This is a genomic window from Parvibaculum sp. (assembly GCF_019635935.1).
In the GTDB taxonomy this organism is placed as follows: domain Bacteria; phylum Pseudomonadota; class Alphaproteobacteria; order Parvibaculales; family Parvibaculaceae; genus Parvibaculum.
The window spans coordinates 2,145,720-2,167,717 of the sequence record NZ_JAHBYN010000001.1 but is presented as its reverse complement, the minus strand read 5'-3'; the positions used below and the strand labels follow the sequence as shown (position 1 = coordinate 2,167,717).

Here is a 21,998-nt window from a genome sequence, read left to right as displayed (position 1 = left end):
GTGCGGCGCATCAATACCCACACTCACATTGTGACAATTTTCCGGCGTGGAGATCCCGCCGGCCCAGTGGAGAGAGCCCATGACCGCCGTTCGTCAGATCACCAAGGACAATGCCTATGACGCCGTCTCGCCCGACGACTTCGAGGCGATGATGAACACCGAACGCTACAACCGGCGCTCCTCGGCCTTCGACAAGATCATCTCGGCGACGCATGACCATTTCTGGGATCCGATGGACAAGCGCTACATCGACTACAGCGAGCCCTTCGACATCGAAAACGAAATGCTGATCGACCCGCAGCTCGTGCCGGAGCTGCGGCTCGCCTGCTTCGAGGCGCTGCCGGAAAAGGAGAAGATCCGCTTCGTCAACGAGACGGCGCGCTGGATGATGTCGGCGATCCTGCATGGCGAGCAGGGCGCGCTCAACCTGTCGGCGTCGCTCTGCCACATCCTTCTCGATCCGGGCGCACAGGAGTATGCGGCCAATCAGGCGCGCGAGGAAGCGCGTCACGTCACGGCGTTTGCGAAATATGTGCAAGCCCGTTTCGGCAAGCCCCTTCCCTGCGGCGAGACGCTGGCCGGCCTGCTCTCCGAAATGGTCAATGCCAAGGAGGTCTACAAGAAGATCGTCGGCATGCAGTTGCTGGTCGAGGGTCTGGCGATGGGCACCTTCGCGACCTTCTTCAACACCGCGCGCGATCCGCTGCTGGTCAAGCTCTGCCAGCTCGCGATGACGGATGAGGCTTTCCACCACAAGTTCGGCAAGATCTGGGCCGACCGCACGATCCCGAAACTCGCCCAGGACGAGCGCGACATCATCGAGGACTGGGCGGCGAGCGTTTTCCAGACGCTCTTGTTCAACCTCGTCAATCCGGAACAGAAGAAGCTGATCTATGCCGATTTCGGCCTCGACTGGCGCGAGGTGCAGGCGCAGATGCTCGAAGCCGTCACCGACGACGAGCGGCGCGAGGGCATGAAGGATGCCGCCAATATTTTCCGTGTGCTGATCAAGACGCTGCTGAAGGCAGGCATCATCACCGAGCGCACCAAGGCGTTCTACGCGGTCTATGTCGACATGGACGAGCTGAAGAACGAGGACGACCGCATGGTCGGCGACGACATCGCCGAACAGGGCATCGACTTCCTGAAGACGGTCAACTTCGCCAAGAAGAATCCGATGGCGAGCGTCGCGGCCGACTAGGCATTGGAAATTCCCGAAGGGTCCTCACCGAAGGGATAAACTTGAGGGCGGCTCCGAAAGAGCCGCCCTTTTTTCGTTCCCGCGTGCCGCTCTGCTACACTCTCCCGATGAACGATATTCACGACAAGCTGCGCGATGCGATGCCCGATCTTCCGGCGCCGCCCTGGCCGCTGATCGGCGAGGGGCTCTGGTCGTCGGTCCACGATCTCGGCGACGGCACGGTGCTGAAGCTGGTCAGGCGGCAGACGCCGGGCCTCGGCTCAGGCGTCGCGATCCACCGCCGCGAGGCGCTGGCGCTCACAGTGCTTGACGGCCTTGCAACCGCGCGCGTCGCGGTGCCGGCGCTCATTGCGGAAGGCGCGTTCGACGGCGGGGTCCATGCCGGCTGGCTGCGCATCGCGCGGCTCGACGGCGCGGTGCCGCGCGAGGACCGCATCGTCTATGCCGATGCCGCAACGCGCGACGGTTTCGGCGAACGGCTCGGCGCCGCGATTGCCGATTTCCATGCCGAGGCGACGCCGCGCGCCGCGGCGAGCAAGCTCGGCGACAGCATTGCGCGCGGGCTGACGCTGGCGCGCGACCGCTTCAGCCAGCCCGCCGATCACCATGCCGCCGATGCCGTGCTCGCCGCCTGGGCGGAAGAATGCGCCAAAGGCCCGCTCGTCTTCACGCATGGTGACGTCAATCTGTCGAACCTGCTCGATGCGGGGCGCAACGCACCGCTCGGCCTTGTCGACTTCGCCGAGAGCGGCTGGAGCCTCGCCGAAGCCGACTTCCGTCACCTCGATAGCTATGGGCCGCTCAGCGACGCCGTGATGCGCGGCTATGCGGCGCGCGCTAGCCACGCGCCCGACCGGCGCCGCATCGCGCTTGCCGCCGCCGCCAACGCGCTCTGCACCATCGCCATCGAAGGCGCGTCGGGGCATCCGCGCGAGGCGATCCGGCGGCGCGGCCAGCTCGAACATTGTCTCGAAGCGGCGGGGCTTCCATGAGCGACGACCTGCCCGGCATCGAGGAAGATGAGTTCCGCCTGTTCGACGGGCGGCAGTCGCAAACGGCGGCCAATGTGCAGCGCGGCTGCTGCCGGCTGCTCGCGCAGATGGGCTATGCCGCGATCACCGAGCTGACGCTCGCCACCGGCCGGCGCGTCGACATCATCGCGCTCGGCCCGAAAGGCGAGATCGCCGTCCTCGAAATCAAGTCGAGCCTCGTCGACTACAAGACGGATTCGAAATGGGAGGAGTATCTCGATTTCTGCGACCGCTTCTATTTCGCGGTGCCGCCGGAATTTCCGCGCGAAATCATTCCGGCGGAAGTCGGTCTCGTCGTCGCCGACCGCTATGGCGCCGAGATTTTGCGCGAAGGCCCGGTGACGCCGCTCGCGCCCGCACGCCGCAAGAAACTGACGCTGCACGCCGCCCGCGTCTCGGCCCGGCGCGTCATCCGGTTCCTCGATCCGGAGTGAGTGGAGCAACCTCGATCCGCTTTCTGTCAAATCCCACCCTCCCCCTGTGGGAGGGTCGAAAAATTCGAGCGGAACGCGAGAAATTTTTCGGGGAGGGGTGAGCGTGGAATCTCGGCGCATAACCCATCACGCGCCATCCGCCGAAAGCGGAGAACCCCTCCCCAAAATTCGCGATGCGAATTTTGACCCTCCCACAGGGGGAGGGTAGGACGAACTGTGAAACCGAGTTCGATTCACGCTATGCTGAAAAGATCACGTTGAGAGAATGCCAACATGGAAGGTCGTAGACTCATTCATCCCGGCGAAGTTCTGGCGGAGGACTTCATGGCGCCGCTCGGCCTCAGCGCCAACGCGCTGGCAAAGAGGCTCGGTGTACCGGCGAACCGCGTCAGCGCCATTGTCGGCGGCAAGCGGGATGTCTCGCCCGACACGGCGCTTCGGCTCGAACGCGCTTTCGGCTCCTCGGCGGAATTCTGGCTCAATCTGCAGGCGCGCTACGATCTCGAAACCGCGCGCGATCATGCCGACAGAAGAGAGCTCGCCGCGATCAAGATGATTGAACCGGCCTGAGCCTCACTTCGGTGCGCGTTTGGCGAGGATGCGTTGCAGGGTGCGGCGGTGCATGTTGAGACGGCGCGCCGTTTCCGAGACGTTGCGGTCGCAAAGCTCGTAGACGCGCTGGATGTGTTCCCAGCGCACACGGTCGGCCGACATCGGGTTTTCGGGCGGTCCGGCCTTGTCGGCGCCAGTGGCGAGAAGCGCCGCCTCGATGGCGTCGGCATCGGCGGGCTTGGCCAGATAGTCGGCGGCGCCGAGCTTCACCGCCGTCACGGCGGTTGCGATGTTGCCATAGCCGGTCAGCACGATGATGCGGGCTTCCGGCCGCGCTTCCTCAAGTGCGGCCACCACGTCGAGGCCGTTGCCGTCCTCAAGCCGCATGTCGACCACGGCAAAGCCCGGCTTCTTCGTGCGCGCCAGCTCCTTGCCTTCCTTCACGGTGCTCGCAGTCGAAACCTCGAAGCCGCGCCCCTCCATCGCGCGGGCGAGCCGCGTCAGGAAGGGGACGTCGTCATCGACAAGCAACAGTGTGCGGTCTTCGGGGATATGGGGATGGTCGCCTTCCGGCGCGGCGGCTGTTTTCTGCACTTATCTCTTCTCCAGCGGTTCTCGCAAGTCTAGGACGAAGCGCCCGCCTGCGCCACCCTGTCAGCTTCGGGGGCGCTGCCGGGAAAGGCCGTTTCGGCCTCGATGGCGCGGCGCGGCCAGCTGATGGTCACTTCGGCGCCGGGTTTCCCGTCGCTGCGATTGGCGATCGCGACGATTGCGCCGGTGCGTTCCAGCAGCGTCTTGCCGATGAAGAAGCCGAGGCCCATGCCTTCATGCGCATCGTCGATGGCGGGTGCGCCGCGCTTGCCGGCGCTGCGGCGCGGCCGCGTCGTCACATAGGGCTCGCCGAGTTTCTCCAGCACGTCGGGTGCGAAACCCGGCCCGTCATCAACAATGGCGACGACGATGCGGTTGCGGTTGTGATGCGCCGAGATCGCAACTTCGGTCCGCGCAAAATCGGCGGCGTTTTCGATGAAGTTGCCAAGGCCGTAGAGAATTTCCGGGCGCCGCCAGATTTCCGGTTCGGCCGCGCCTTCTTCCTCCGCCACCACCTCCATCAGGAACACGACATCCATGTCGCGATGCGGGCGCGTCACCTCGTCGAGCAGCGCCTTCAGCGGCAGGCGCGAATAGACGGCGTCGCCGTCTTCGGGACGGCGCGACAGGCGCGAGAGAATTTCCTTGCAGCGTTCGGCCTGGCTGTTGAGCAGCGCGAGGTCTTCCTTCATTTCCGCTTCGCTCATGCCGCCGCGCATCAGCTCCTTCGAGACCAGCGAAATCGTGCCGAGCGGTGTGCCGAGTTCATGCGCGGCGGCGGCGGCCAGTCCGTCGAGCGCCGAAAGGCGTTGCGCGCGCGCCAGCACGGCTTGCGTCGCCGACAAGGCCGCCGACATGCGGCGCGATTCCTGCGAGATGCGCCAGGCATAGGCGGCAACGAAGCCGAGGCCGAGCAGCAGCGCGATCCAGTGACCGGTGACGAAGAGCGGCGGCAGCACCAGCACCTCGCCCGGATACCAGGGCAGCGGCATGTGAAACCACGCCAGCAGCGTCACATAGATGAAAGCCTGCGCCAGCAGCAGCCCGGTCGAACGCAAGGAGAGCGTCGTCGCCGAAATCGTGACCGGCGCCATGAAGAGCAGCGCGAAGGGATTTTGCAGGCCGCCGGTCAGAAACAGCAGCACCGCAAGCTGCATCAGGTCGATGGCGAAATAGACCGCCGCCTGCCATTCGGGCAGGCGCGTCGTCGAACGGTAGCGCAGCGTCAGGAAGACATTGAGCCAGGCCGAGGCCGCGATCACCGCGAGGCAGAGGCCTAGCGGCAGCGGAAAACCCATCCAGAGATGGGCGATCAGCACGGCGGCAAGCTGGCCGGCGATGGCCAGCCAGCGCAGGATGACCAGTGTCTGCAGGCGAACCCGCCCGCTCGCATCGCCCGCCGGCGCGATCCGGCCGGCGAGAAAATTCCGGCGCAGCCAGTGCATGCTGCCCTTGTCGACGATCATTGCCATGAGATGCCGCTTTCGTTTGTCCGGCGGCTATTCTAGCGCGTCTTTCGGCAGGCGGGGATAAGTCGCTGCCCCTCTCAGGCGTTCGACGGCCAACCGGTCAGCGGGCGGCTTTCGCCGATCGCCATGATCCAGGCATCGGCGGCCGGGTAGCCGGCATCCGCGGCGGCGGCGCGGAAGCGCTCCGGCGGTTCGAAGGGCGGCTCGACGGTCAGCAGCACGGTTCCCCAATGCATGCCGACGACACGTTTGGCCTTCAGGTCGCGGCCCATCTGCACGGCTTCCTCGGGCGTTGCATGGGAGGCCTTCATCATCACGCGCGGTTCATAGGCGCCGATGCCGAGCAGCGCGGTGTCGAAGGGTCCGTACTCCTCGCCGATCTCACTGAAGACGGGCCCATAGCCCGAATCGCCGCCGAAGAAGAGATGATGCGTCTCGCTTTTCAGCGCAAAGCCCGCCCAGAGCGTGCGGTTGGTGTCGAAGCCCGAACGCCGCGACCAATGCACCACCGGCAGCGCGGTCGCCGTCACGCCGCCGATTTTGTGGCTCTCATGCCAGTCGAGTTCGACGACATTGGCAAAGCCGCGCTCGCGGAAAAAGCCGCCAAGCCGGAGCGGCACGGCCACGGTCATCCGGTCCTTGCCGGCAAGCCGCGCCAGCGCGCGTTCGTCGAGATGGTCGTAGTGATTGTGGCTGACGACCAGCAGATCGACCGGCGGCAAGGCCGACATCGGTACGCCGCATTTGACATAGCGGCGCGGGCCGAGGCCCGCAGGACCCGCATAGCTCGTGAGATAGGGGTCGGTCAGAACCGTCAGCCCGCCGATGCGGATCAGAAACGAGGCATGGCCGAGCCAGGTGATGAAATCGCCGCCATCCTCGACATGCGTTTCAAGCGCGCGGGTCGCAAGATCGCGCGGCACGACATGATTTTCGGGGATCTCGACCTTGCGCCGCCCCATTTTCAGCATTTCGAGGAAAAACGGCGCCGCCGTTTTCAGACGCGCCTGGCCGCGGCTCGGGCTTCCCTTCGGATTGCGGAAGGTGCCGTCGGGCATGTGGTGCCAGGGCTTCGCGCCGGCGCCGGGGGGAGGTCTGCGATCTGTCATGTCACACAAGGAGATAGGGCGCCGCGCCGTCCTCAGCAAGATGCGGTGTGTGGCGGGTCAATAGGCGCCCGCGGCGCGCAGGATGGAGATGATTTCGCGGTAGTGGTTTTCCTCCGCCAGATCGAGCGCCGTGCGGCCGGTGACGTCCGTCTCCTCGATATCGGCGTTGTGGCGCAGCAGTGCCTCGACGAAGGCCGCATTGCGCGCCCGCGTCGCGATCAGCAGCGGCGCATCGCGGTCGCGGCCGAGCAGGTTCGGATTGGCGCCGCCCTGCAGCAAGGCCTCGGCAATGTCGGCGCGTCCGACGAGAGCGGCCATCGACAGCGGCGTCGTGCCGTCGGGCGCGCGCCGGTTGGGGTCGGCGCCTTTTTCGAGCAGCAACTCGACCACCGCCAGATGACCGTTGCCGACCGCGAGGATCAGCATCGGGATGCGGTCGCGGCCCGCCTCGTTGGGGGTGATGCCCTTCATCAGGTCGATGCGCAGCTTCTCGATGTCGCCGCTGCGCGCCGCATGGACCGTTTCGTTGTCGACGATGTAGTTGCTCGGACCGCCCGGCGGCACGGCAAGCGCCGGCCCCGTCAGGAGGAACAAAACCAGCAAAACGCCCGGAAGCGCGGCAATACGTGTCATTTTGTCGCCCCGAAGCCCTTTCGCAAAGCCCGCCGCCGGTTTGCGGCAGGCCTTTTTGGCGTTAAACAGATGCCCGGAAATGGCGGCGCCCCAAGGGCCCGTCCGGAAAAATCAGTATAACCCATGTGGCGGGCGGCGTCCGCTTTTCAGATCGCCGGAACGGGAGAACGACCATGACACGCAACGGCATCATCGCACTTGTGGCCGGCGTCGCGGTCGCCATTGCCGCCGGCATCTGGCTTTCCGACCTCGTCATCTCGAAGGTCGAGACCCGTCAGGCGCAGGACAATGGCGCGGCGCGTGTCGGCGGGCCCTTCACGCTGGTTAACGAACGGGGCGAAACCGTCACCGAGGCCGATTTTCGCGGCCGCTACATGCTGATCTATTTCGGATTCACCTTCTGCCCCGATGTCTGCCCGACCGAGCTGCAGGTGATGGCGAGCGCCATCGAGGCGCTGGGTCCGCGCGGCGAGAACATTGCGCCGGTCTTCATCACCATCGATCCCGAGCGCGACACGCCCGACGTCATGGCGCGCTACGTCGCGCTCTTCCATCCGCGCCTGACCGGCCTCACCGGAACACCCGAACAGATCGCCGCGGCGGCGAAAGCCTGGCATGTCTTCTACCGCAAGGCCGAGGACGCAAGCTCGAGCGCCGACTACACGATGGACCACTCCTCCATCGTCTTCCTGATGGGCCCAGAAGGCGAGTATCTGAAACTCTTCGCGCCCGGCACGAGCCCGGACAAAATGGCCGACGACATCGCGGCGTTTTTGTGAGGCCGGTCAGCGACACTGTCCCTTTCATCCGTGTCTTGACGGTTTTCGGACATCCGCCTATGTTCCGCGCATGGATCGCGACGCGCATATCGAATTCGGCCGCAAGCTTGGCCTTGAACTCGCTCTTCGGGGCGCGCTTCTCTGCGCTTGAGCGCAGAAAACAGATCCACCTCACCCACAGATACCTGAATTTCCCTTTGCGCCGCGAAAGCGACACGCCGACATTGGCCTGTGCGCTCCCGCGTTGAAGATGCGAGAAAACCGATGTTGAAGAACCCCGCCGTCAAATACCGCGCCTTCCGGCCGGTCGACCTGCCCGACCGGCAATGGCCGTCGAAAACGATCGAAAAGCCGCCGATCTGGATGAGCACCGATCTCCGGGACGGCAATCAGGCGCTATTCGAACCGATGAATGCCGAGCGCAAGCTCCGCATGTTCGAATTGCTGGTCAAGATCGGCTTCAAGGAAATCGAAGCGGGCTTCCCTTCCGCGTCGGATACCGATTTCGGTTTCATCCGCAAGCTGATCGAGGACGGTCATGTGCCGGACGATGTGCGTATCGAGGTGCTGACACAGGCGCGGCCGGAGCTGATCGCGCGCACGATGGAGAGCTTGCGCGGCGCAAAAAACGCCATTGTCCATGTCTATAACGCCACGGCGCCGAATTTCCGCGAAGTGGTGTTCGGCCAGGGCAAGCAGGGCGTGAAAGCCATCGCCACCGAAAGCGCGCACCAGATCAAGGAACTTGCGGCGGCGCAGCCTTCGACCAACTGGACCTTCCAGTACAGCCCGGAGGTTTTTTCCGGCACCGAACTCGACTTCGCCAAGGAAGTCGTCGACGCGGTGACGAAAGTCTGGGATGCGGGGCCCGACAACAAGGTCGTCATCAACCTGCCGGCGACCGTCGAAATGGCGACGCCGAACGTCTATGCCGACCAGATCGAATGGATGCACCGCAATCTCGAACGGCGTGACGGCATCGTGTTGAGCCTGCATCCGCATAACGACCGCGGCACGGCGGTCGCTGCCGCCGAACTCGGCGTGATGGCCGGCGCCGATCGCGTCGAGGGCTGTCTCTTCGGCAATGGCGAACGCACGGGCAATGTCGATCTCGTCACGCTGGCGCTCAATCTCTACAGCCAGGGCATTCATCCGGGTCTGGATTTTTCGCAGATCAACGAGATCGCACGCACATCCGAATATTGCACGCAGTTGCCGATCCATCCGCGTCACCCCTATGTGGGCGATCTGGTGTTCACCGCCTTTTCGGGTTCGCATCAGGACGCGATCAAGAAAGGGTTCGGGGCGCGCAAGGAAGGCGATATATGGGAGGTGCCCTATCTGCCGGTCGATCCGAAAGATCTGGGGCGCTCCTACGAATCCATCATTCGCGTCAACAGCCAGTCGGGCAAGGGCGGCGTCTCCTATCTTCTCGAAGCCGAATACGATCTGAAGCTGCCGCGCCGGCTTCAGGTCGAATTCAGCGCCGCCGTGCAGCGCGTCACCGACGACAGCGGCAAGGAAGTGCGCGCGGCGGACATCTGGCGGATTTTCGAGAACGAATATCTGACGCTGGTCGAGCCCATCGAGTATCGCAGCCATTCGCTTTTCGACGAGGGCGGCAAGCAGGGCGTAAAGCTCCGTGTACGCCGTTTCGGCAAGGACGAGGAGCTTGTCGGCTTCGGCAACGGCCCGATCGACGCCGTCGTCGACGCGCTGAAACTCGGCGTCCAGTTCCGCCATTTTGAGGAGCACTCGATCGGTTCGGGCTCGGACGCCAAGGCGGTTGCCTTCATCGAGGTCGCGGACCCGGCCGGCGCCGGCGACATTTTCGGCGTCGGCATCGACCCCAACATCATCACCGCCTCCTTCCGGGCGCTGATCGGCGGGGCGAACCGGGCCGCAAAGCGCCTGCCGGAGGCGGAGCGGCGGCGCTTCTGCGGCCTCCAGGACTGACGCGGCGGCTTGTTCCGGCATCGAGCGGGGATGAAGGCGGGGACAAGTTTTTTGCGCTTGTCGCCGCCTCGTCGCCGCGCCTTCGTCACATCCGGCCGCACGACCATCGAATTCGGCGAGTGACAGTTGCTTGACAGTCCCGTGACATATCGATGGCAGTCGCCGGATTATGGGTCTTAATCCCCCGCAAAAAAGACCTTGGTAGGCTCCGCGTCAGGGCCTACATTTGATGTTGCGCCGCAACATAAGCGGGGCGCCGGAGGCCGTTCGATACGAGGTACCGTGTGCTTTATCACATTTACGAAATGAACCATGCGGCCGTCGCGCCGTTCCGCGCCGCCGCCGAAATGGGCCTGTGGGCGCTCCGGCATCCGCTCAATCCCTTCGCCGAAACGGTCGCCGGCAAAACGCTTGCCGCCGCGCTCGACGTTTTCGAGACGACGACGCGGCGTTACGGCAAGCCCGCCTTCGGCCTTCACGAAACGGAGATCGGCGGCAAGCCCGTTCCGGTCGTCGAGAAAACCGTCTGGGAACGTCCTTTCTGCAAGCTGATCCATTTCGAGCGCGAGCCTTCGGCGCTGAAGAATGTCGCGCCGCAGCCGAAGCTCCTGATCGTCGCGCCCTTGTCCGGCCACTACGCAACGCTGTTGCGCGGTACCGTCGAGGCGATGCTGCCCTATTGCGAGGTCTACATCACCGACTGGATCGACGCGCGAAAAGTGCCTGTGACGGAAGGCTCCTTCGATCTCGACGATTATATCGACTATGTGATCGACATGTGCCGCCTGCTCGGGCCGGACGTGCATCTGCTCGCCGTCTGCCAGCCATCCGTGCCGGTCTTCGCCGCCGTCGCGGCGATGCACGACATTGACGATCCTTGCGTGCCGCTCAGCATGACGCTGATGGGCGGACCGATCGACACGCGCGAGAGCCCGACGGAAGTCAATCGTCTTGCAACCGAGCGCGGCACCGAATGGTACGAGCGCAATGTCGTGATGACGGTGCCCTGGCCGCATCCGGGCGTCATGCGCCGCGTCTATCCGGGCTTTGTGCAATTGTCGGGTTTCATGGCGATGAATCTCGACCGCCACATCGATGCCCACTGGAACTATTTCGACCACATGGTCGAGGGCGACGGCGACTCGGCGGAAAAGCACCGCGAGTTTTACGACGAGTACCTGTCCGTCATGGACATGACGGAGGAGTTCTACCTCCAGACCGTCGACGAGGTTTTCGTCAAGCATTCGCTGCCCAAGGGCGAATTCGTGCATCGCGGCCGGCCGGTCCGGCCGGAGGCCATCACCCGCACCGCGCTGATGACGGTCGAGGGCGAGAAGGACGATATTTCGGGCGTCGGGCAAACCAGGGCGGCGCACAAGCTCTGCACCAACCTGCCGGCGTCGATGAAGACCCATTGGGAACAGCCGGGCGTCGGCCATTATGGTGTCTTCAACGGCTCGCGCTGGAAAAACGAAATCGCGCCCCGCGTGCGCGAATTCATCGCCGCCCATGGTTCGCGGCCAGCAAAAAGCTAGAGCGTCCGGGCGAAGATCTGCGCCTCGTCCTGAAAGGCCTTGAACTCGAGCGCATTGCCGGCGGGGTCGCGAAAAAACATCGTCGCCTGCTCGCCGGCCTCGCCCTTGAAACGGATATGCGGCTCGACGACGAACGGCGTTCCCGCGGCGCGCAGGCGGGCGGCCAGTTCGTGCCAGTCGTTCCAATCGAGGATCAATCCGAAATGGGGCACCGGCACGTCGTCGCCGTCGACCGCGTTGGATGCGACATCGGCGCGCTCGCGCGGCGGCGCCAGATGAGCGACGATCTGATGACCGCGAAGGTCGAAGTCGACCCAGGTGCCGGACGAGCGGCCTTCCGGGCAGCCGAGCAGGCCACCGTAAAATTCTCTGGCCCGGGCCAGATCATCGACCGCGAAAGCGAAATGAAATCGTGGCATCCTTGACATGATTCGAGCCTATCTTTTCTACCCTCGAACAGGAACGACCAGACCGCCGTCATCGCCCCGCCGGCCGCCCCGGAGGGCATTGGGTTCGACCGCATTATGAACAAACCGCTGAAGCCCGCATCGCTCCATTTCGATCATCTCCAGATCGGGGGGCGCACCGTCCCGGTGACCGTGCGCCACAACCCGCGCGCCAAGCGCGTCATTGTTCGCGTCGACCTCGCCGCCGGTTCGGTCCAGGTCACGACGCCTTCGAAGCGCGGCCTCGGCAAGGCGCTTCTGTTCGCCCGCGAGCAGCGCGAATGGATCGCCGAGCGTCTGCATCAGGTGCCGACGCCGGTTCCCTTCCGCAACGGGGCGCGCATTCCCTATCGCGGCAAGGAACACATTGTGCGTTATGTCGGCGCGCGGCGCGAGGACGCGCTGGAGCGGGGGCCGGTCTGGCGCGTGCGCAGCGCCGATACGGGCGGCATTCCAGAGATCCGCGTCACCGGCCACCCCGATTTCGTGCAGCGCCGCGTCACCGACTGGCTGAGAGCCAAGGCGCGCGACGAACTCAACGAGCAGGCGCTTTTTTACGCCGATCTTTTCGACGTCCGCCCGTCGCGCATCACGGTGCGCGACACGACGACCCGCTGGGGTTCCTGTTCGCCGACGCGGGCGCTGTCGTTTTCGTGGCGGCTGATCCTCGCGCCCTCCTATGTGCTCGACTATGTGGCCGCCCATGAAGTCGCGCATATTAGGCACATGAATCACGGACCGCGTTTCTGGAATCTCGTTGCCGACGCGATCCCGAATTACGAGATGGCCAAGCGCTGGCTCGAGGTGAACGGCCCCGGCCTTCACCGCTACGGCGCCGACCCGCTCGGCATTTTCGCGGACCGATGAGGCTTTCGCCGGGTACCGCTCTCTTCACCGTCTTTCTCGGTGCGTTGACGGCGGTCGGTCCGCTGTCGACCGATATGTACCTGCCCTCGCTGCCCGCCATTGCGCTCGCCTTCGCGGCCGATACCGGCGCAACGCAACTCACCTTGAGCGCACATCTCGTCGGCTTTGCCGGCTCGCAGCTTTTTTACGGACCGATGTCCGACCGCTACGGGCGGCGGCCGGTGCTGCTTGCGGGTCTCATCCTCTATATCGCGGGCTGCTTCGCCTCGCTTTTCGTGGGTTCCATCGAAGAGCTGATCGCGGCGCGTTTCTTTCAGGCAATCGGCGGCGGCGCCTCGGTGGTGCTGGCGCGCGCCGTCGTGCGCGACCTCTATGAAGGGCCGGCGGCCGGACAGATGCTGGCGCGCATGGCCGCGATCATGGGCATCGTGCCGGCGCTGGCGCCGATGCTGGGCGGCGTCATCGAAGCGGCTTATGGCTGGAAGATGAATTTTGTCGTCATGGGCGCTTTCGGCGCCGTGCTGGTGCTGATCGTTCTGACCAGCCTCGACGAAACGATGCCGCCAGCGCGACGGCAAAGTGCGGCGCCGCGCGCGATCTTCAGCCACTACCGGCGCCTCATCGCCGACCGGCGCTACCTGCGTTATCTCGCCATCGCCAGCACCTGTTTCGCGGGCCTCTTTGCCTTCATCTCCGGTTCGTCCTTCGTGCTGCAAGGTCTCTACGGGTTGTCGCCCGTCGTCTACGGATTTTGCTTCGGGCTGATGGCAGCGGGCTATATCGCCGGTTCGCTGACCGGCGGGCGACTGGTCCGGCGGCTCGGCATCGACGACACATTGAAAATCGGCGGCGCTTCGGCCTGCGTGGCCGGGTTCGCAATGCTCGCCGGCACGCTCGCAACCATCTCGCCGCTCGCGATTGTCATACCCGTCATGCTTTACGGATTTGCGGTCGGGCTCACCATGCCGCAGGCGATGGCGGGCGCGCTGACGCCGTTTCCGGAAATCGCCGGCACCGCGTCGGCGCTGTTGGGCTTCCTGCAGGCCGGAGCAGCAGCGGGTGTCGGCATCTATGTGGGCCACGGCGTCGGCGCGAGCGCCATGCCGATGGTCGGCACGATCGCGGCGACCGGACTGCTGGCATTCGCCGTGACGGTTTTCAGGCGGCCTCAGGCCTAGCGGCGACCGCCGGGCTCCAAGAGAGGCCGGCGTGGTTCGCCGCGGCCGAAGAGACGGTCGAAGAAGCCGGGTTCTTCCCATTCATATTCGCGCTCACCCCCATCGCCTATCGCCGATGCCGGGAAGACGGATGTTTGCGGTACTTCGGCGACCACCATGTCGGGAAGTTCGGCGACCGGTACCTCGCCTTGCGTGCGCATCATGAAGTCGTGCCAGATGCGCGCCGGCAAGGTGCCGCCCGTGACGTTCTTCATCGGTGCGCCGTTGTCGTTGCCGACCCAGATGCCGACGACGAGATCGGCGGTGTAGCCGATGAACCACGCGTCGCGGAAGTCCTGGCTGGTGCCGGTCTTGCCGCCGGACGGCCGCTCGCCGAGCGCCGCGTTGCGGCCCGTGCCAGAGATCATCACGGCTTTCAGCATGTTGTTCATCGCGCCGGCGGTGCGTTCGTCGATGACACGGCCGAGGCCGGAGCCGTGGCGGCGATAGAGCTCCTCGCCCGATTGCGCATAGACTTCCGAAATGCCGTGCGGAATGACGCCGTAGCCGCCATTGGCGAAAGTTGCGTAGGCGGCGGTCAGTTCGATCAGGGTGGCGCTGCCGGAACCGAGCGCCAGCGACAGGTTCGACGGCAGTTCCTCCTGCAGGCCGAGGCGGCGGGCGGCGGAAACGACATTGCGGACGCCAACCTCGCGCGCGACCTGCACCGCGACTGTGTTGATCGATTTCGCCAGCGCCGTGCGCAGCGTGACCTCGCCTTCGAATCGGCCGCTATAGTTCGAGGGCGACCAGCCGCCATAGGTCACCGGACGATCGACACGCATCGTGTCGGGGCTCATGCCCTTTTCGATGGCCGCCAGATAGACGAAAGGCTTGAAGGCCGAACCCGGCTGGCGCTTGGCCTGGACCGCGCGGTTGAACTGGCTCAGCGCATAGGAACGGCCGCCGACCATGGCGCGCACCGCGCCATCCGGCGTCATCGCGACAAGCGCCGCCTGACCGGCATTCATCGCCTCGCCGTCGTTCGCGAGGACGGCGGCGATGACAAGCTCGGCTTCGCGCTGGAGAACCGGATCGATGGTGGTGACGACATCGACATCGGCGGCGGAGCGTCCGGCATAATCCGGCAGGGCCTCGGCCACCCAGTCGACAAAATAATTGATCGAACCGCGCGCCGCATAGCCTTCGAGCGAGGCCGGGCTGACATTTGCCAGATGCGCTTCGTCGGGCGAGATGTAGCCGGCGGCGACCATGTTGCTCAGCACGATGGCAGCGCGGCCGCGGGCCAGATCGATGTCGTTGGTCGGCGAATAGCGCGACGGCGCTTTCAGCAATCCTGCCAGCATCGCCGCTTCGGGCAATGTCAGGGCGCGGGCCGGCTTCCTGAAATAGCGCTCCGATGCCGCTTCGATGCCGTAGGCGCCGCCACCGAAATAGACGCGGTTCAGATAGAGCGTCAGGATTTCTTCTTTCGAGAAGCGCAGCTCCAGCCAGACGGCGAGCACCATTTCCTCGATCTTGCGCGAGAGCGTGCGGTCGGGCCTCAGGAAGATGTTCTTGGCCAATTGCTGGGTGATCGTCGATCCGCCCTGCACATAGGCGCCAGCGCGATAGTTCTCGACCATCGCGCGGCCGAGACCGACGGGATCGACGCCAAAATGCCAGTAGAAGCGGCGGTCCTCGGTCGCCAGCACTGCTGCCGGCACATGCGCCGGCAGATCGGCGAGCAGCGTGTAGCCACCTTTCAGGTCGCCGCGATGGCTCAACACCTGACCGTCGATGGCGCGAATGGAAATCGACGGCGCCTGACGGACGTTATAAAGGCCCGACGTGTCGGGCAGATTGAGGCCGTACCAGAACAGCAGGCCGCCAAACGCGATGACACCCCAGAGCGCCAGCACCGAGCCGTAATAGAATGCGGCGCCGAGCACGTTGCCGCGACGCGACGGCGTGCGCTTGCGTGCGGTGGACGACTTGCCGGCAGGCTTGCGGCGCGCGGCTTTGGGCGGCGTCTTGGCGGATGACGATTTTTTTACCGGGCGCGTGGGTTTGGGTGCCGGCTTGCGCGGTTTCGGCGCGGGCTTTTTGCGCGGTTCGAACGACGGATCGAGACGGCGCATGCCGCGATCTTCGAAGGCATCGTCTTCCCAGCGCGCCATGTCCTCGTCGTCATCCTCGTCGTAATCGTCGGCGGTGGAGGCGTTGGCACCGACGCCGAGCCGCACCGGACGCAAGCCGGGGACGCGAACGACCGTCCAGTCGCCGTCATCCGCCGCGCCGCGCCGCGCGAACCCTGTTGTCGGCTTGCGGGATGCCATGGAGCCTTGAACCTCGTCCTGCCACGCCGGCGCAGCTGCGCGGCGCACGGGATTTCGTCCCGAAGCTAGACACCGATAGTTAACGCGCTGTTAACGCTTTGGCGCCGGGCGGAACGGCCTCAAATGTCGAGATTGGCAACATTCAGGGCGTTTTCGCGGATGAAGTCGCGGCGCGGTTCGACCACGTCGCCCATCAGCTTGACGAAGAGATCGTCCGCCTCGTCGAGTTCGCGGATCTTGACCTGCAGCAGCGAGCGCGCCTCCCGGTCGAGCGTGGTTTCCCAGAGCTGGTCGGGGTTCATCTCACCGAGACCCTTGTAGCGCTGAACCGAATTGCCCTTGGAACCGGCGGCCAGAATGGCGTCGAAGAGCTGCGAGGGCGAGCGGATGAGATGGGTTTCGTCCTTGCGGCGCAGCGTTGCCGCCTTTCCATATACTTCCTGCAGATGGCCGGTATATCCATCGAGGCGCCGCGCGTCGGCGCTGGCGATCAGCGGGCCGTCGATCGACACCTCCTCGCGCACGCCGCGGACTTCGCGGGCGAAACGCAATCCGCCATCCGACGTCGTCTCGCCGGTCCAGCCGCGTTCGGTTTCTTCCGACAGCAGATCGAGACGGCGAGCAATGTATGCGGCGGCTTCCTTGGCATGCGTCTCCTCGGCCAGCGCTTTCGGGTTTAGCGCACCGGCGATCGCGGCCTGTTCGATGACGAAGCGGGGATACTTGCCCGGCAATCCGTCGAGCACAGTCCTGACGGCACGCGCCTTCGACACGATGTCGGAGAGGTCGGGCCCGGCGCGCTGCGACCCGTCTGCGAGCGTCAGCACCATGTCCTCGATGCCGGTCGCCGCCAGGAAATCGTTGAGCGCCTTTTCGTTTTTCAGATAGGTCTCCGACGTTCCGCGGCGCACCTTGTAGAGCGGCGGTTGGGCGATGTAGAGATGGCCGCGCTCGATGACTTCCGGCATCTGCCGGTAGAAGAACGTCAGAAGCAGCGTGCGGATATGCGCGCCGTCGACGTCGGCGTCGGTCATGATGATGATCTTGTGGTAGCGCAGCTTCTCGATGTTGAAATCGTCGCGGCCGATCCCTGTGCCGAGCGCGGTGATGAGCGTGCCGATTTCGTTTGAGGAGAGCATCTTGTCGAAACGCGCACGCTCGACATTGAGGATCTTGCCCCGAAGCGGCAGGACGGCCTGATTGGATCGGTCGCGCGCCTGCTTGGCCGAGCCGCCGGCCGAATCGCCCTCGACAATGAAGAGTTCGGATTTCGCCGGGTCGCGCTCCTGACAATCGGCGAGCTTGCCGGGCAGGCTCGACACATCGAGCGCGCCCTTGCGCCGCGTCAGCTCGCGGGCCTTGCGCGCGGCCTCGCGGGCGGCAGCGGCCTCGACGACCTTGGAGACGATCTGGCGTGCTTCCGCCGGGTGCTCCTCAAGCCAGGTCGACAGCGCGTCGTTGACGAGGCCTTCGACGACGGGGCGCACTTCGGAAGAGACGAGCTTGTCTTTCGTCTGCGAGGAAAATTTCGGATCGGGCACCTTGACCGACAGCACACAGGTCAGGCCCTCGCGCGCGTCGTCGCCGGTCAGCGTGACCTTTTCCTTCTTCGCGATGCCGCTTTCGTTCGCATAAGCGTTGATGACGCGGGTCAGCGCGCCGCGATAACCTGCCAGATGCGTGCCGCCGTCGCGCTGCGGGATGTTGTTGGTGAAGCAGAGGACGTTCTCGTGATAGCTGTCGTTCCACCACATCGCGACTTCGACCGTGATGCCGTCGCGCTCGGCGGAAATGGCGATCGGCGTCTGGATCAACGGCGCCTTGGTGCGATCGAGGAAGCGGACAAAGGCTTCGAGTCCGCCCTCATACATCAGGTCCACCACTTTCGGCTCAACGCCGCGATTGTCGGTGAGATTGATGCGGACACCCGAATTGAGGAACGCCAGTTCGCGCAGGCGATGCTCGAGCGTGCCGAAGTCGAATTCGGTCTGGGTGAAGGTGCCGGACGAGGGATGAAACGTGATCTCGGTGCCGCTGAGGGGCTTGCCGGCGGCGTCTTTCGGCGCATCACCGACGATCGCCAGCGGCGCATCGGGGACGCCGTGCTGGAAGCGGATCAGATGTTCCTTGCCGGCGCGCCAGATGCGCAATTCGAGCCAGTCGGAAAGCGCGTTGACCACCGACACGCCGACGCCGTGCAGGCCGCCCGAGACCTTGTAGGAGTTCTGGTCGAACTTACCGCCGGCATGAAGCTGGGTCATGATGACTTCGGCCGCCGACACGCCTTCGCCCTTGTGGATTTCGACCGGAATGCCGCGGCCATTGTCCCAGACGGTGCAGGAGCCATCGGCATTGAGACGCACATTGACCGCGTCGCAATAGCCGGCCAGCGCCTCGTCGATCGAGTTGTCGACGACCTCGTAGACCATGTGATGGAGGCCCGAGCCGTCGTCGGTGTCACCGATATACATGCCCGGACGCTTGCGGACCGCATCGAGGCCTTTCAGGACCTTGATCGATTCCGCACCATATTCCTCGGGCGTATTTTCGACGGGCGTGGACATCTGTTTCTTCCTTCGTATTCTCTCGCCGGCCCCGGGCGGGCAAGCCTTCAGGCGATTTCGGCCGCAGTGCGGACGATCTTGCCGACGACGCCGTAGGCCTTTGCTTCCTCGGCGTTCATCCAATGATCGCGATTGGTGTCCTTGACGATCTTTTCGAGCGGCTGGCCTGTCGCTTCGGCGAAGATCAGGTTCAGGCGTTCGCGCATCTTCAGAACCTCGCGCGCCTGAATGTCAATTTCGGTCGCCGAGCCGCCGATGCCGCCGCGCGGTTCGTGCAGCAGGAAGCGCGTGTTCGGCAGGCAATAGCGGTCCTCGCGGTCGGCCGCCACATAGATCAGCGCGCCGGCGCTTGCGACCCAGCCGGTGCCCAATGTGCGGACGCGCGGTTTGATGTATTTGATCATGTCGTGGATCATGTCGCCGGATTCGACATGGCCGCCGGGCGAGGAAACGATCAGCGTGATCGGATCGTCGCTCTCGCCGGCCATCGCCAGCAGCCGCTCGGAAACGGTGCGGGCCTGACGATCGTTGATCTCGCCGGTGACGAGTATGGTGCGCGACTTGAAGAGGCCATGCTCGACCAGCGGCGTGAACTGGCCCTTCAGTGCGTCGATATCGGGGGTCTCGTTGTCGTTTCTCATCCTGGTCATTCCTTTGCGCCGGACCTAGCCGGCATTTTCGATGGCGCCGCGCGCGACACGGAAATTCTGTGCCCGCGCGCCGAGAGTTTCAAAAAGCGACGGGTCGGCGCCCGTCAGAAAGGCCTGCAGGCCCAAAGCGACGATCTCGTCGAACAGCGCGGCGCGGCGCTTTTCGTCGAGATGTGCCGCGATTTCGTCGAGCAACAGCAGCGGCGGCGTGCCGCGCGCCGCCAGCAGGCGCGCATTGGCCAGCACGATGCCGATCAGCAGCGCCTTCTGCTCGCCTGTCGAACAGCTTCGCGCCTCGCGATCGCGCGCCACGTGCCGGACCGCAAGGTCGGTGCGATGCGGGCCGGTGAGCGCGCGCCCGGCGGCGGCGTCGCGGCCGCGCATGGCGGCAAGCTCGCGGCGGAAAGCATCTTCGATGTCGACCGCCGCGTCACTTTCGAGCGCGGCTTCGAGCGTTCCGTCGAGCGCCACCTCGGCGCGCGGAAAGGCATGCGTCTCAGCCGCATCGAGCGCGCCGCGCAACCTGGCCAGCGTTTCGACGCGCGCAGCGGCAATCGCTACGCCATGCTCGGCCATCTGGGTTTCGAGACCCGACAGCCAGGCGTCGTCGAAAACGCCGTCGGCGAGCAGGCGGTTGCGCTCGCGCAGCGCCCGGTCATAGGCGTTGACGCGCGCACCATGCGCCGGATCGAAGCCCATGACGAGGCGGTCGAAAAAATGGCGGCGGTCGCTCGCGCCATCGAGAAAGAGCCGATCCATGGCGGGCGTCAGCCAGACGGTGCGGATATGCGCGGCGAGCGCCGAGGGGCCCGCGACTTCGCCGTCGATCCGAACCGTGCGGCTGCGCGCGGCGGGCTCCGCGCCCGGTTCGATGCCGGTGCCGATGCGCAAGGGGCCTTGTGCGGTTTCGAGCGTCGCGGCGACGGCCCAGCCACCCGCGCCTTCGTCGCGCGCGATTTCGGCATAGGGAACGCCGCGAAGTCCGCGGCCCGGCGAGAGCAGCGAAATCGCTTCGAGCAGGTTTGTCTTTCCGGCGCCGTTTTCGCCCGTCAGCACGGCGGGCCGTCCGTCCAGTGCCAGTTCGGCGCGCGCATAGGAACGGAAGTCCGTGACCACAAGACGGCTCAGGCCGATGCGTGCATGGGCCGCCGGCCTTTCGACAGCGATCAACTCACCCGTAGGATGCACTCCCGATCCTCTGTTTTCGGCCTAGACGCGCATCGGCATCAAAACATAGATCGCCATGCCGTCCTCGCTGTCGCGCACAAGCGTCGGCGAGCCGGAATCGGCAAAGGCGAACGTCGCCTCCGCGCCGTCGATCTGGCCGGTGATGTCGAGCAGGTAGCGCGCGTTGAAGCCGATCTCCAGCGGCGTGCTCGAATAGGCAACCGAAAGTTCCTCGGTCGCGCTGCCCGAATCCGGATTGGTGACAGAGAGCGTCAGCTTGCCCTCGTCGAGATTGAGTTTCACGGCGCGGGACTTTTCGGTCGAGATCGTCGAGACGCGATCGACGGCTTCCGCAAACCGCTTGCCGTCCACCTGCATCATCTTGTCGTTGCCCGCCGGGATGACGCGCCCGTAATCCGGGAAGGTGCCGTCGATCAGCTTTGAGGTCAGGACGATGCCGCTGAACTCGAAGCGGATTTTGGTTTCCGATACGCCGACCGACAGTGAGCCCGTGTCGCCTTCCAGCAGCTTCTGCAATTCGAGCACCGTCTTGCGGGGGACGATGACGCCCGGCATGCCGGAGGCGCCGTCGGGCAGGTCGTAATCGACTTGGGCAAGCCTGTGGCCGTCCGTTGCGACCGCACGCAGGGCTTTCTGTTTGCCGCTCTCGACCGCGTGCACATAGATGCCGTTCAGGTAGTAGCGCGTTTCCTCGGTGGAGATCGCAAAACGCGTCTTGTCGATCAGGCGGCGCATGGCGTCGGCCGGAATCTCGAAGCGATGCGGCAGGGAGCCCGCGGCCATCGCCGGGAAGTCTTCCTGCGGCAGCGACTGCAGCGCAAAGCGCGAGCGGCCGGCCGTCAGTTGCAGGCGCCCCTCGTCGGCGCCGGTCGAGAGCTCGACCTGCGCGCCTTCCGGCAGCTTGCGCACAATGTCGTAGAGCGTGTGGGCGGACGCCGTGGTCGCGCCGGCTTGCGCGACATCGGCATCGATCGCCTCCACGATCTCGATGTCGAGATCGGTCGCTGTCAGGCTCAACTGGCCGTCGGCGGCCTTGATCAGCACATTGGAGAGAATGGGAATTGTGTTGCGGCGTTCGACGACCGACTGCACATGGTTGAGAGACTTGAGCAGCGCGCCCCGTTCGATCGTGATCTTCATGGTCTCTCTTCGGTCCCCCCGGTTGGGTACGCTTGTGTGGCCTGTTCAGCATCGCGGATCGTGGCCCAGAGCCCGGCAATCCGTGCCTCACGCGACATTTCGCGGGTCTTGCCCCTCTCCGCCGGAGATTTTCCGGAGTGTCCGGGGACGCCGCTCGCGCCTCTGCAGACACGCCGTTTCCTCAAGGACCTCTCGCGAACAGGGGGTCGGACGCGGCCGGTTCGGACAACCCGGATCGAGAGAGCCGGAGGCCGCGCCGGGCGCATTCCGGCGGCAGCCGGAATTCCGCGGGAATTCGCGTCACGAGTATATCAGAACGTTCGCGCGATGCACGTTTTTCGACGGATTTCAGGACCC

19 protein-coding genes are annotated in these 21,998 nt (G+C 64.9%); 9 read left to right on the top strand and 10 right to left on the bottom strand.

Annotated features, from left to right (window positions below; genetic code table 11):
* Positions 1–79: 79 nt before the first annotated feature.
* From KF719_RS10830 to KF719_RS10815, 4 genes are all read left to right on the top strand, one after another.
* Positions 80–1,201: a ferritin-like domain-containing protein gene (locus KF719_RS10830; RefSeq protein ID WP_293508729.1), complete on the top strand. Its 1,122-nt coding sequence runs from the start codon at positions 80–82 to the stop codon at positions 1,199–1,201.
* 107 nt (positions 1,202–1,308) lie between these two features.
* The gene (locus tag KF719_RS10825) at positions 1,309–2,193 is read left to right on the top strand and encodes a phosphotransferase (protein ID WP_293508728.1); all 885 of its coding nucleotides are present in this window, start codon (positions 1,309–1,311) and stop codon (positions 2,191–2,193) included.
* A complete protein-coding gene (locus KF719_RS10820; protein ID WP_293508727.1) occupies positions 2,190–2,666 on the top strand; it encodes an MmcB family DNA repair protein in 477 nt (158 codons plus the stop codon). The genes KF719_RS10825 and KF719_RS10820 overlap by 4 nt, the downstream gene beginning before the upstream one ends.
* A 273-nt stretch (positions 2,667–2,939) precedes the next feature.
* Entirely contained in the window at positions 2,940–3,236 is a 297-nt protein-coding gene (locus KF719_RS10815) for a HigA family addiction module antitoxin (protein ID WP_293508726.1), read from the top strand.
* Between the two features lie 3 nt (positions 3,237–3,239).
* On the opposite strand, the gene KF719_RS10810 is transcribed toward KF719_RS10815, so the two are convergent.
* From KF719_RS10810 to KF719_RS10795, 4 genes are all read right to left on the bottom strand, one after another.
* On the bottom strand, positions 3,240–3,812 hold the full coding sequence (locus KF719_RS10810; RefSeq protein WP_293508725.1) for an ActR/PrrA/RegA family redox response regulator transcription factor: 573 nt from the start codon (positions 3,810–3,812) through the stop codon (positions 3,240–3,242).
* Between the two features lie 29 nt (positions 3,813–3,841).
* Positions 3,842–5,281 (bottom strand): ActS/PrrB/RegB family redox-sensitive histidine kinase, encoded by a 1,440-nt coding sequence (locus KF719_RS10805; RefSeq protein WP_293508724.1) that lies wholly within the window; start codon positions 5,279–5,281, stop codon positions 3,842–3,844.
* A 74-nt stretch (positions 5,282–5,355) separates the two neighbouring features.
* Positions 5,356–6,336, bottom strand: a complete 981-nt coding sequence (locus tag KF719_RS10800) for an MBL fold metallo-hydrolase (protein WP_293508723.1) — start codon at positions 6,334–6,336, stop codon at positions 5,356–5,358.
* A gap of 108 nt (positions 6,337–6,444) precedes the next feature.
* The gene (locus KF719_RS10795; RefSeq protein WP_293508722.1) at positions 6,445–7,020 is read right to left on the bottom strand and encodes an ankyrin repeat domain-containing protein; all 576 of its coding nucleotides are present in this window, start codon (positions 7,018–7,020) and stop codon (positions 6,445–6,447) included.
* Between the two features lie 173 nt (positions 7,021–7,193).
* Here KF719_RS10795 and KF719_RS10790 point away from each other — a divergent pair, with 173 nt between their 5' ends.
* The 3 genes from KF719_RS10790 (at position 7,194) to phaZ (ending at position 11,290) form a co-directional block, all read left to right on the top strand.
* Entirely contained in the window at positions 7,194–7,799 is a 606-nt protein-coding gene (locus tag KF719_RS10790) for an SCO family protein (RefSeq protein WP_293508721.1), read from the top strand.
* Between the two features lie 264 nt (positions 7,800–8,063).
* Entirely contained in the window at positions 8,064–9,755 is a 1,692-nt protein-coding gene (gene leuA, locus KF719_RS10785) for a 2-isopropylmalate synthase (protein WP_293508720.1), read from the top strand.
* A 284-nt stretch (positions 9,756–10,039) separates the two neighbouring features.
* The gene (gene phaZ / locus KF719_RS10780) at positions 10,040–11,290 is read left to right on the top strand and encodes a polyhydroxyalkanoate depolymerase (RefSeq protein WP_293508719.1); all 1,251 of its coding nucleotides are present in this window, start codon (positions 10,040–10,042) and stop codon (positions 11,288–11,290) included.
* Here phaZ and KF719_RS10775 read toward each other — a convergent pair.
* A complete protein-coding gene (locus KF719_RS10775) occupies positions 11,287–11,718 on the bottom strand; it encodes a VOC family protein (RefSeq protein ID WP_293508718.1) in 432 nt (143 codons plus the stop codon). The genes phaZ and KF719_RS10775 overlap by 4 nt on opposite strands.
* Before the next feature lie 96 nt (positions 11,719–11,814).
* On the opposite strand from KF719_RS10775, the gene KF719_RS10770 reads away from it, so the two are divergent.
* Together KF719_RS10770 and KF719_RS10765 are read left to right on the top strand one after the other, a co-directional pair.
* A complete protein-coding gene (locus KF719_RS10770; RefSeq protein WP_293508717.1) occupies positions 11,815–12,603 on the top strand; it encodes a SprT family zinc-dependent metalloprotease in 789 nt (262 codons plus the stop codon).
* Positions 12,600–13,781, top strand: a complete 1,182-nt coding sequence (locus KF719_RS10765; protein WP_293508716.1) for a multidrug effflux MFS transporter — start codon at positions 12,600–12,602, stop codon at positions 13,779–13,781. Before KF719_RS10770 ends, KF719_RS10765 begins: the two co-directional genes overlap by 4 nt.
* Here KF719_RS10765 and KF719_RS10760 read toward each other — a convergent pair.
* The 5 genes from KF719_RS10760 to dnaN form a co-directional block, all read right to left on the bottom strand.
* On the bottom strand, positions 13,778–16,147 hold the full coding sequence (locus tag KF719_RS10760; protein ID WP_293508715.1) for a PBP1A family penicillin-binding protein: 2,370 nt from the start codon (positions 16,145–16,147) through the stop codon (positions 13,778–13,780). The two genes, KF719_RS10765 and KF719_RS10760, sit on opposite strands and share 4 nt — an antisense overlap.
* A gap of 71 nt (positions 16,148–16,218) precedes the next feature.
* Positions 16,219–18,663: a DNA topoisomerase (ATP-hydrolyzing) subunit B gene (gene gyrB, locus KF719_RS10755; protein WP_293508714.1), complete on the bottom strand. Its 2,445-nt coding sequence runs from the start codon at positions 18,661–18,663 to the stop codon at positions 16,219–16,221.
* Positions 18,664–18,710: 47 nt separating this feature from the next.
* Positions 18,711–19,304 carry an ATP-dependent Clp protease proteolytic subunit gene (locus KF719_RS10750; RefSeq protein WP_293508713.1) on the bottom strand — a complete coding sequence of 198 codons (594 nt, stop codon included), beginning with the start codon at positions 19,302–19,304 and terminating at the stop codon, positions 18,711–18,713.
* Positions 19,305–19,328: 24 nt separating this feature from the next.
* Complete coding sequence (gene recF, locus KF719_RS10745; protein WP_293508712.1) at positions 19,329–20,501, bottom strand: DNA replication/repair protein RecF; 1,173 nt, start codon at positions 20,499–20,501, stop codon at positions 19,329–19,331.
* A 21-nt stretch (positions 20,502–20,522) separates the two neighbouring features.
* Positions 20,523–21,641, bottom strand: a complete 1,119-nt coding sequence (dnaN, locus tag KF719_RS10740; RefSeq protein WP_293508711.1) for a DNA polymerase III subunit beta — start codon at positions 21,639–21,641, stop codon at positions 20,523–20,525.
* Between the last annotated feature and the right edge of the window lie 357 nt (positions 21,642–21,998).

What these genes read in the sequence shown, in the direction of transcription:
- KF719_RS10830 (WP_293508729.1), top strand. Translation starts at nt 80, where the DNA reads ATGACCGCCGTTCGTCAGATCACCAAGGACAATGCCTATGACGCCGTC.
- KF719_RS10825 (WP_293508728.1), top strand. Translation starts at nt 1,309, where the DNA reads ATGAACGATATTCACGACAAGCTGCGCGATGCGATGCCCGATCTTCCG.
- KF719_RS10820 (WP_293508727.1), top strand. Translation starts at nt 2,190, where the DNA reads ATGAGCGACGACCTGCCCGGCATCGAGGAAGATGAGTTCCGCCTGTTC.
- KF719_RS10815 (WP_293508726.1), top strand. Translation starts at nt 2,940, where the DNA reads ATGGAAGGTCGTAGACTCATTCATCCCGGCGAAGTTCTGGCGGAGGAC.
- KF719_RS10805 (WP_293508724.1), bottom strand. Translation starts at nt 5,281, where the DNA reads ATGGCAATGATCGTCGACAAGGGCAGCATGCACTGGCTGCGCCGGAAT.
- KF719_RS10800 (WP_293508723.1), bottom strand. Translation starts at nt 6,336, where the DNA reads ATGCCCGACGGCACCTTCCGCAATCCGAAGGGAAGCCCGAGCCGCGGC.
- KF719_RS10795 (WP_293508722.1), bottom strand. Translation starts at nt 7,020, where the DNA reads ATGACACGTATTGCCGCGCTTCCGGGCGTTTTGCTGGTTTTGTTCCTC.
- KF719_RS10790 (WP_293508721.1), top strand. Translation starts at nt 7,194, where the DNA reads ATGACACGCAACGGCATCATCGCACTTGTGGCCGGCGTCGCGGTCGCC.
- leuA (WP_293508720.1), top strand. Translation starts at nt 8,064, where the DNA reads ATGTTGAAGAACCCCGCCGTCAAATACCGCGCCTTCCGGCCGGTCGAC.
- KF719_RS10775 (WP_293508718.1), bottom strand. Translation starts at nt 11,718, where the DNA reads ATGTCAAGGATGCCACGATTTCATTTCGCTTTCGCGGTCGATGATCTG.
- KF719_RS10770 (WP_293508717.1), top strand. Translation starts at nt 11,815, where the DNA reads ATGAACAAACCGCTGAAGCCCGCATCGCTCCATTTCGATCATCTCCAG.
- KF719_RS10765 (WP_293508716.1), top strand. Translation starts at nt 12,600, where the DNA reads ATGAGGCTTTCGCCGGGTACCGCTCTCTTCACCGTCTTTCTCGGTGCG.
- gyrB (WP_293508714.1), bottom strand. Translation starts at nt 18,663, where the DNA reads ATGTCCACGCCCGTCGAAAATACGCCCGAGGAATATGGTGCGGAATCG.
- KF719_RS10750 (WP_293508713.1), bottom strand. Translation starts at nt 19,304, where the DNA reads ATGAGAAACGACAACGAGACCCCCGATATCGACGCACTGAAGGGCCAG.
- dnaN (WP_293508711.1), bottom strand. Translation starts at nt 21,641, where the DNA reads ATGAAGATCACGATCGAACGGGGCGCGCTGCTCAAGTCTCTCAACCAT.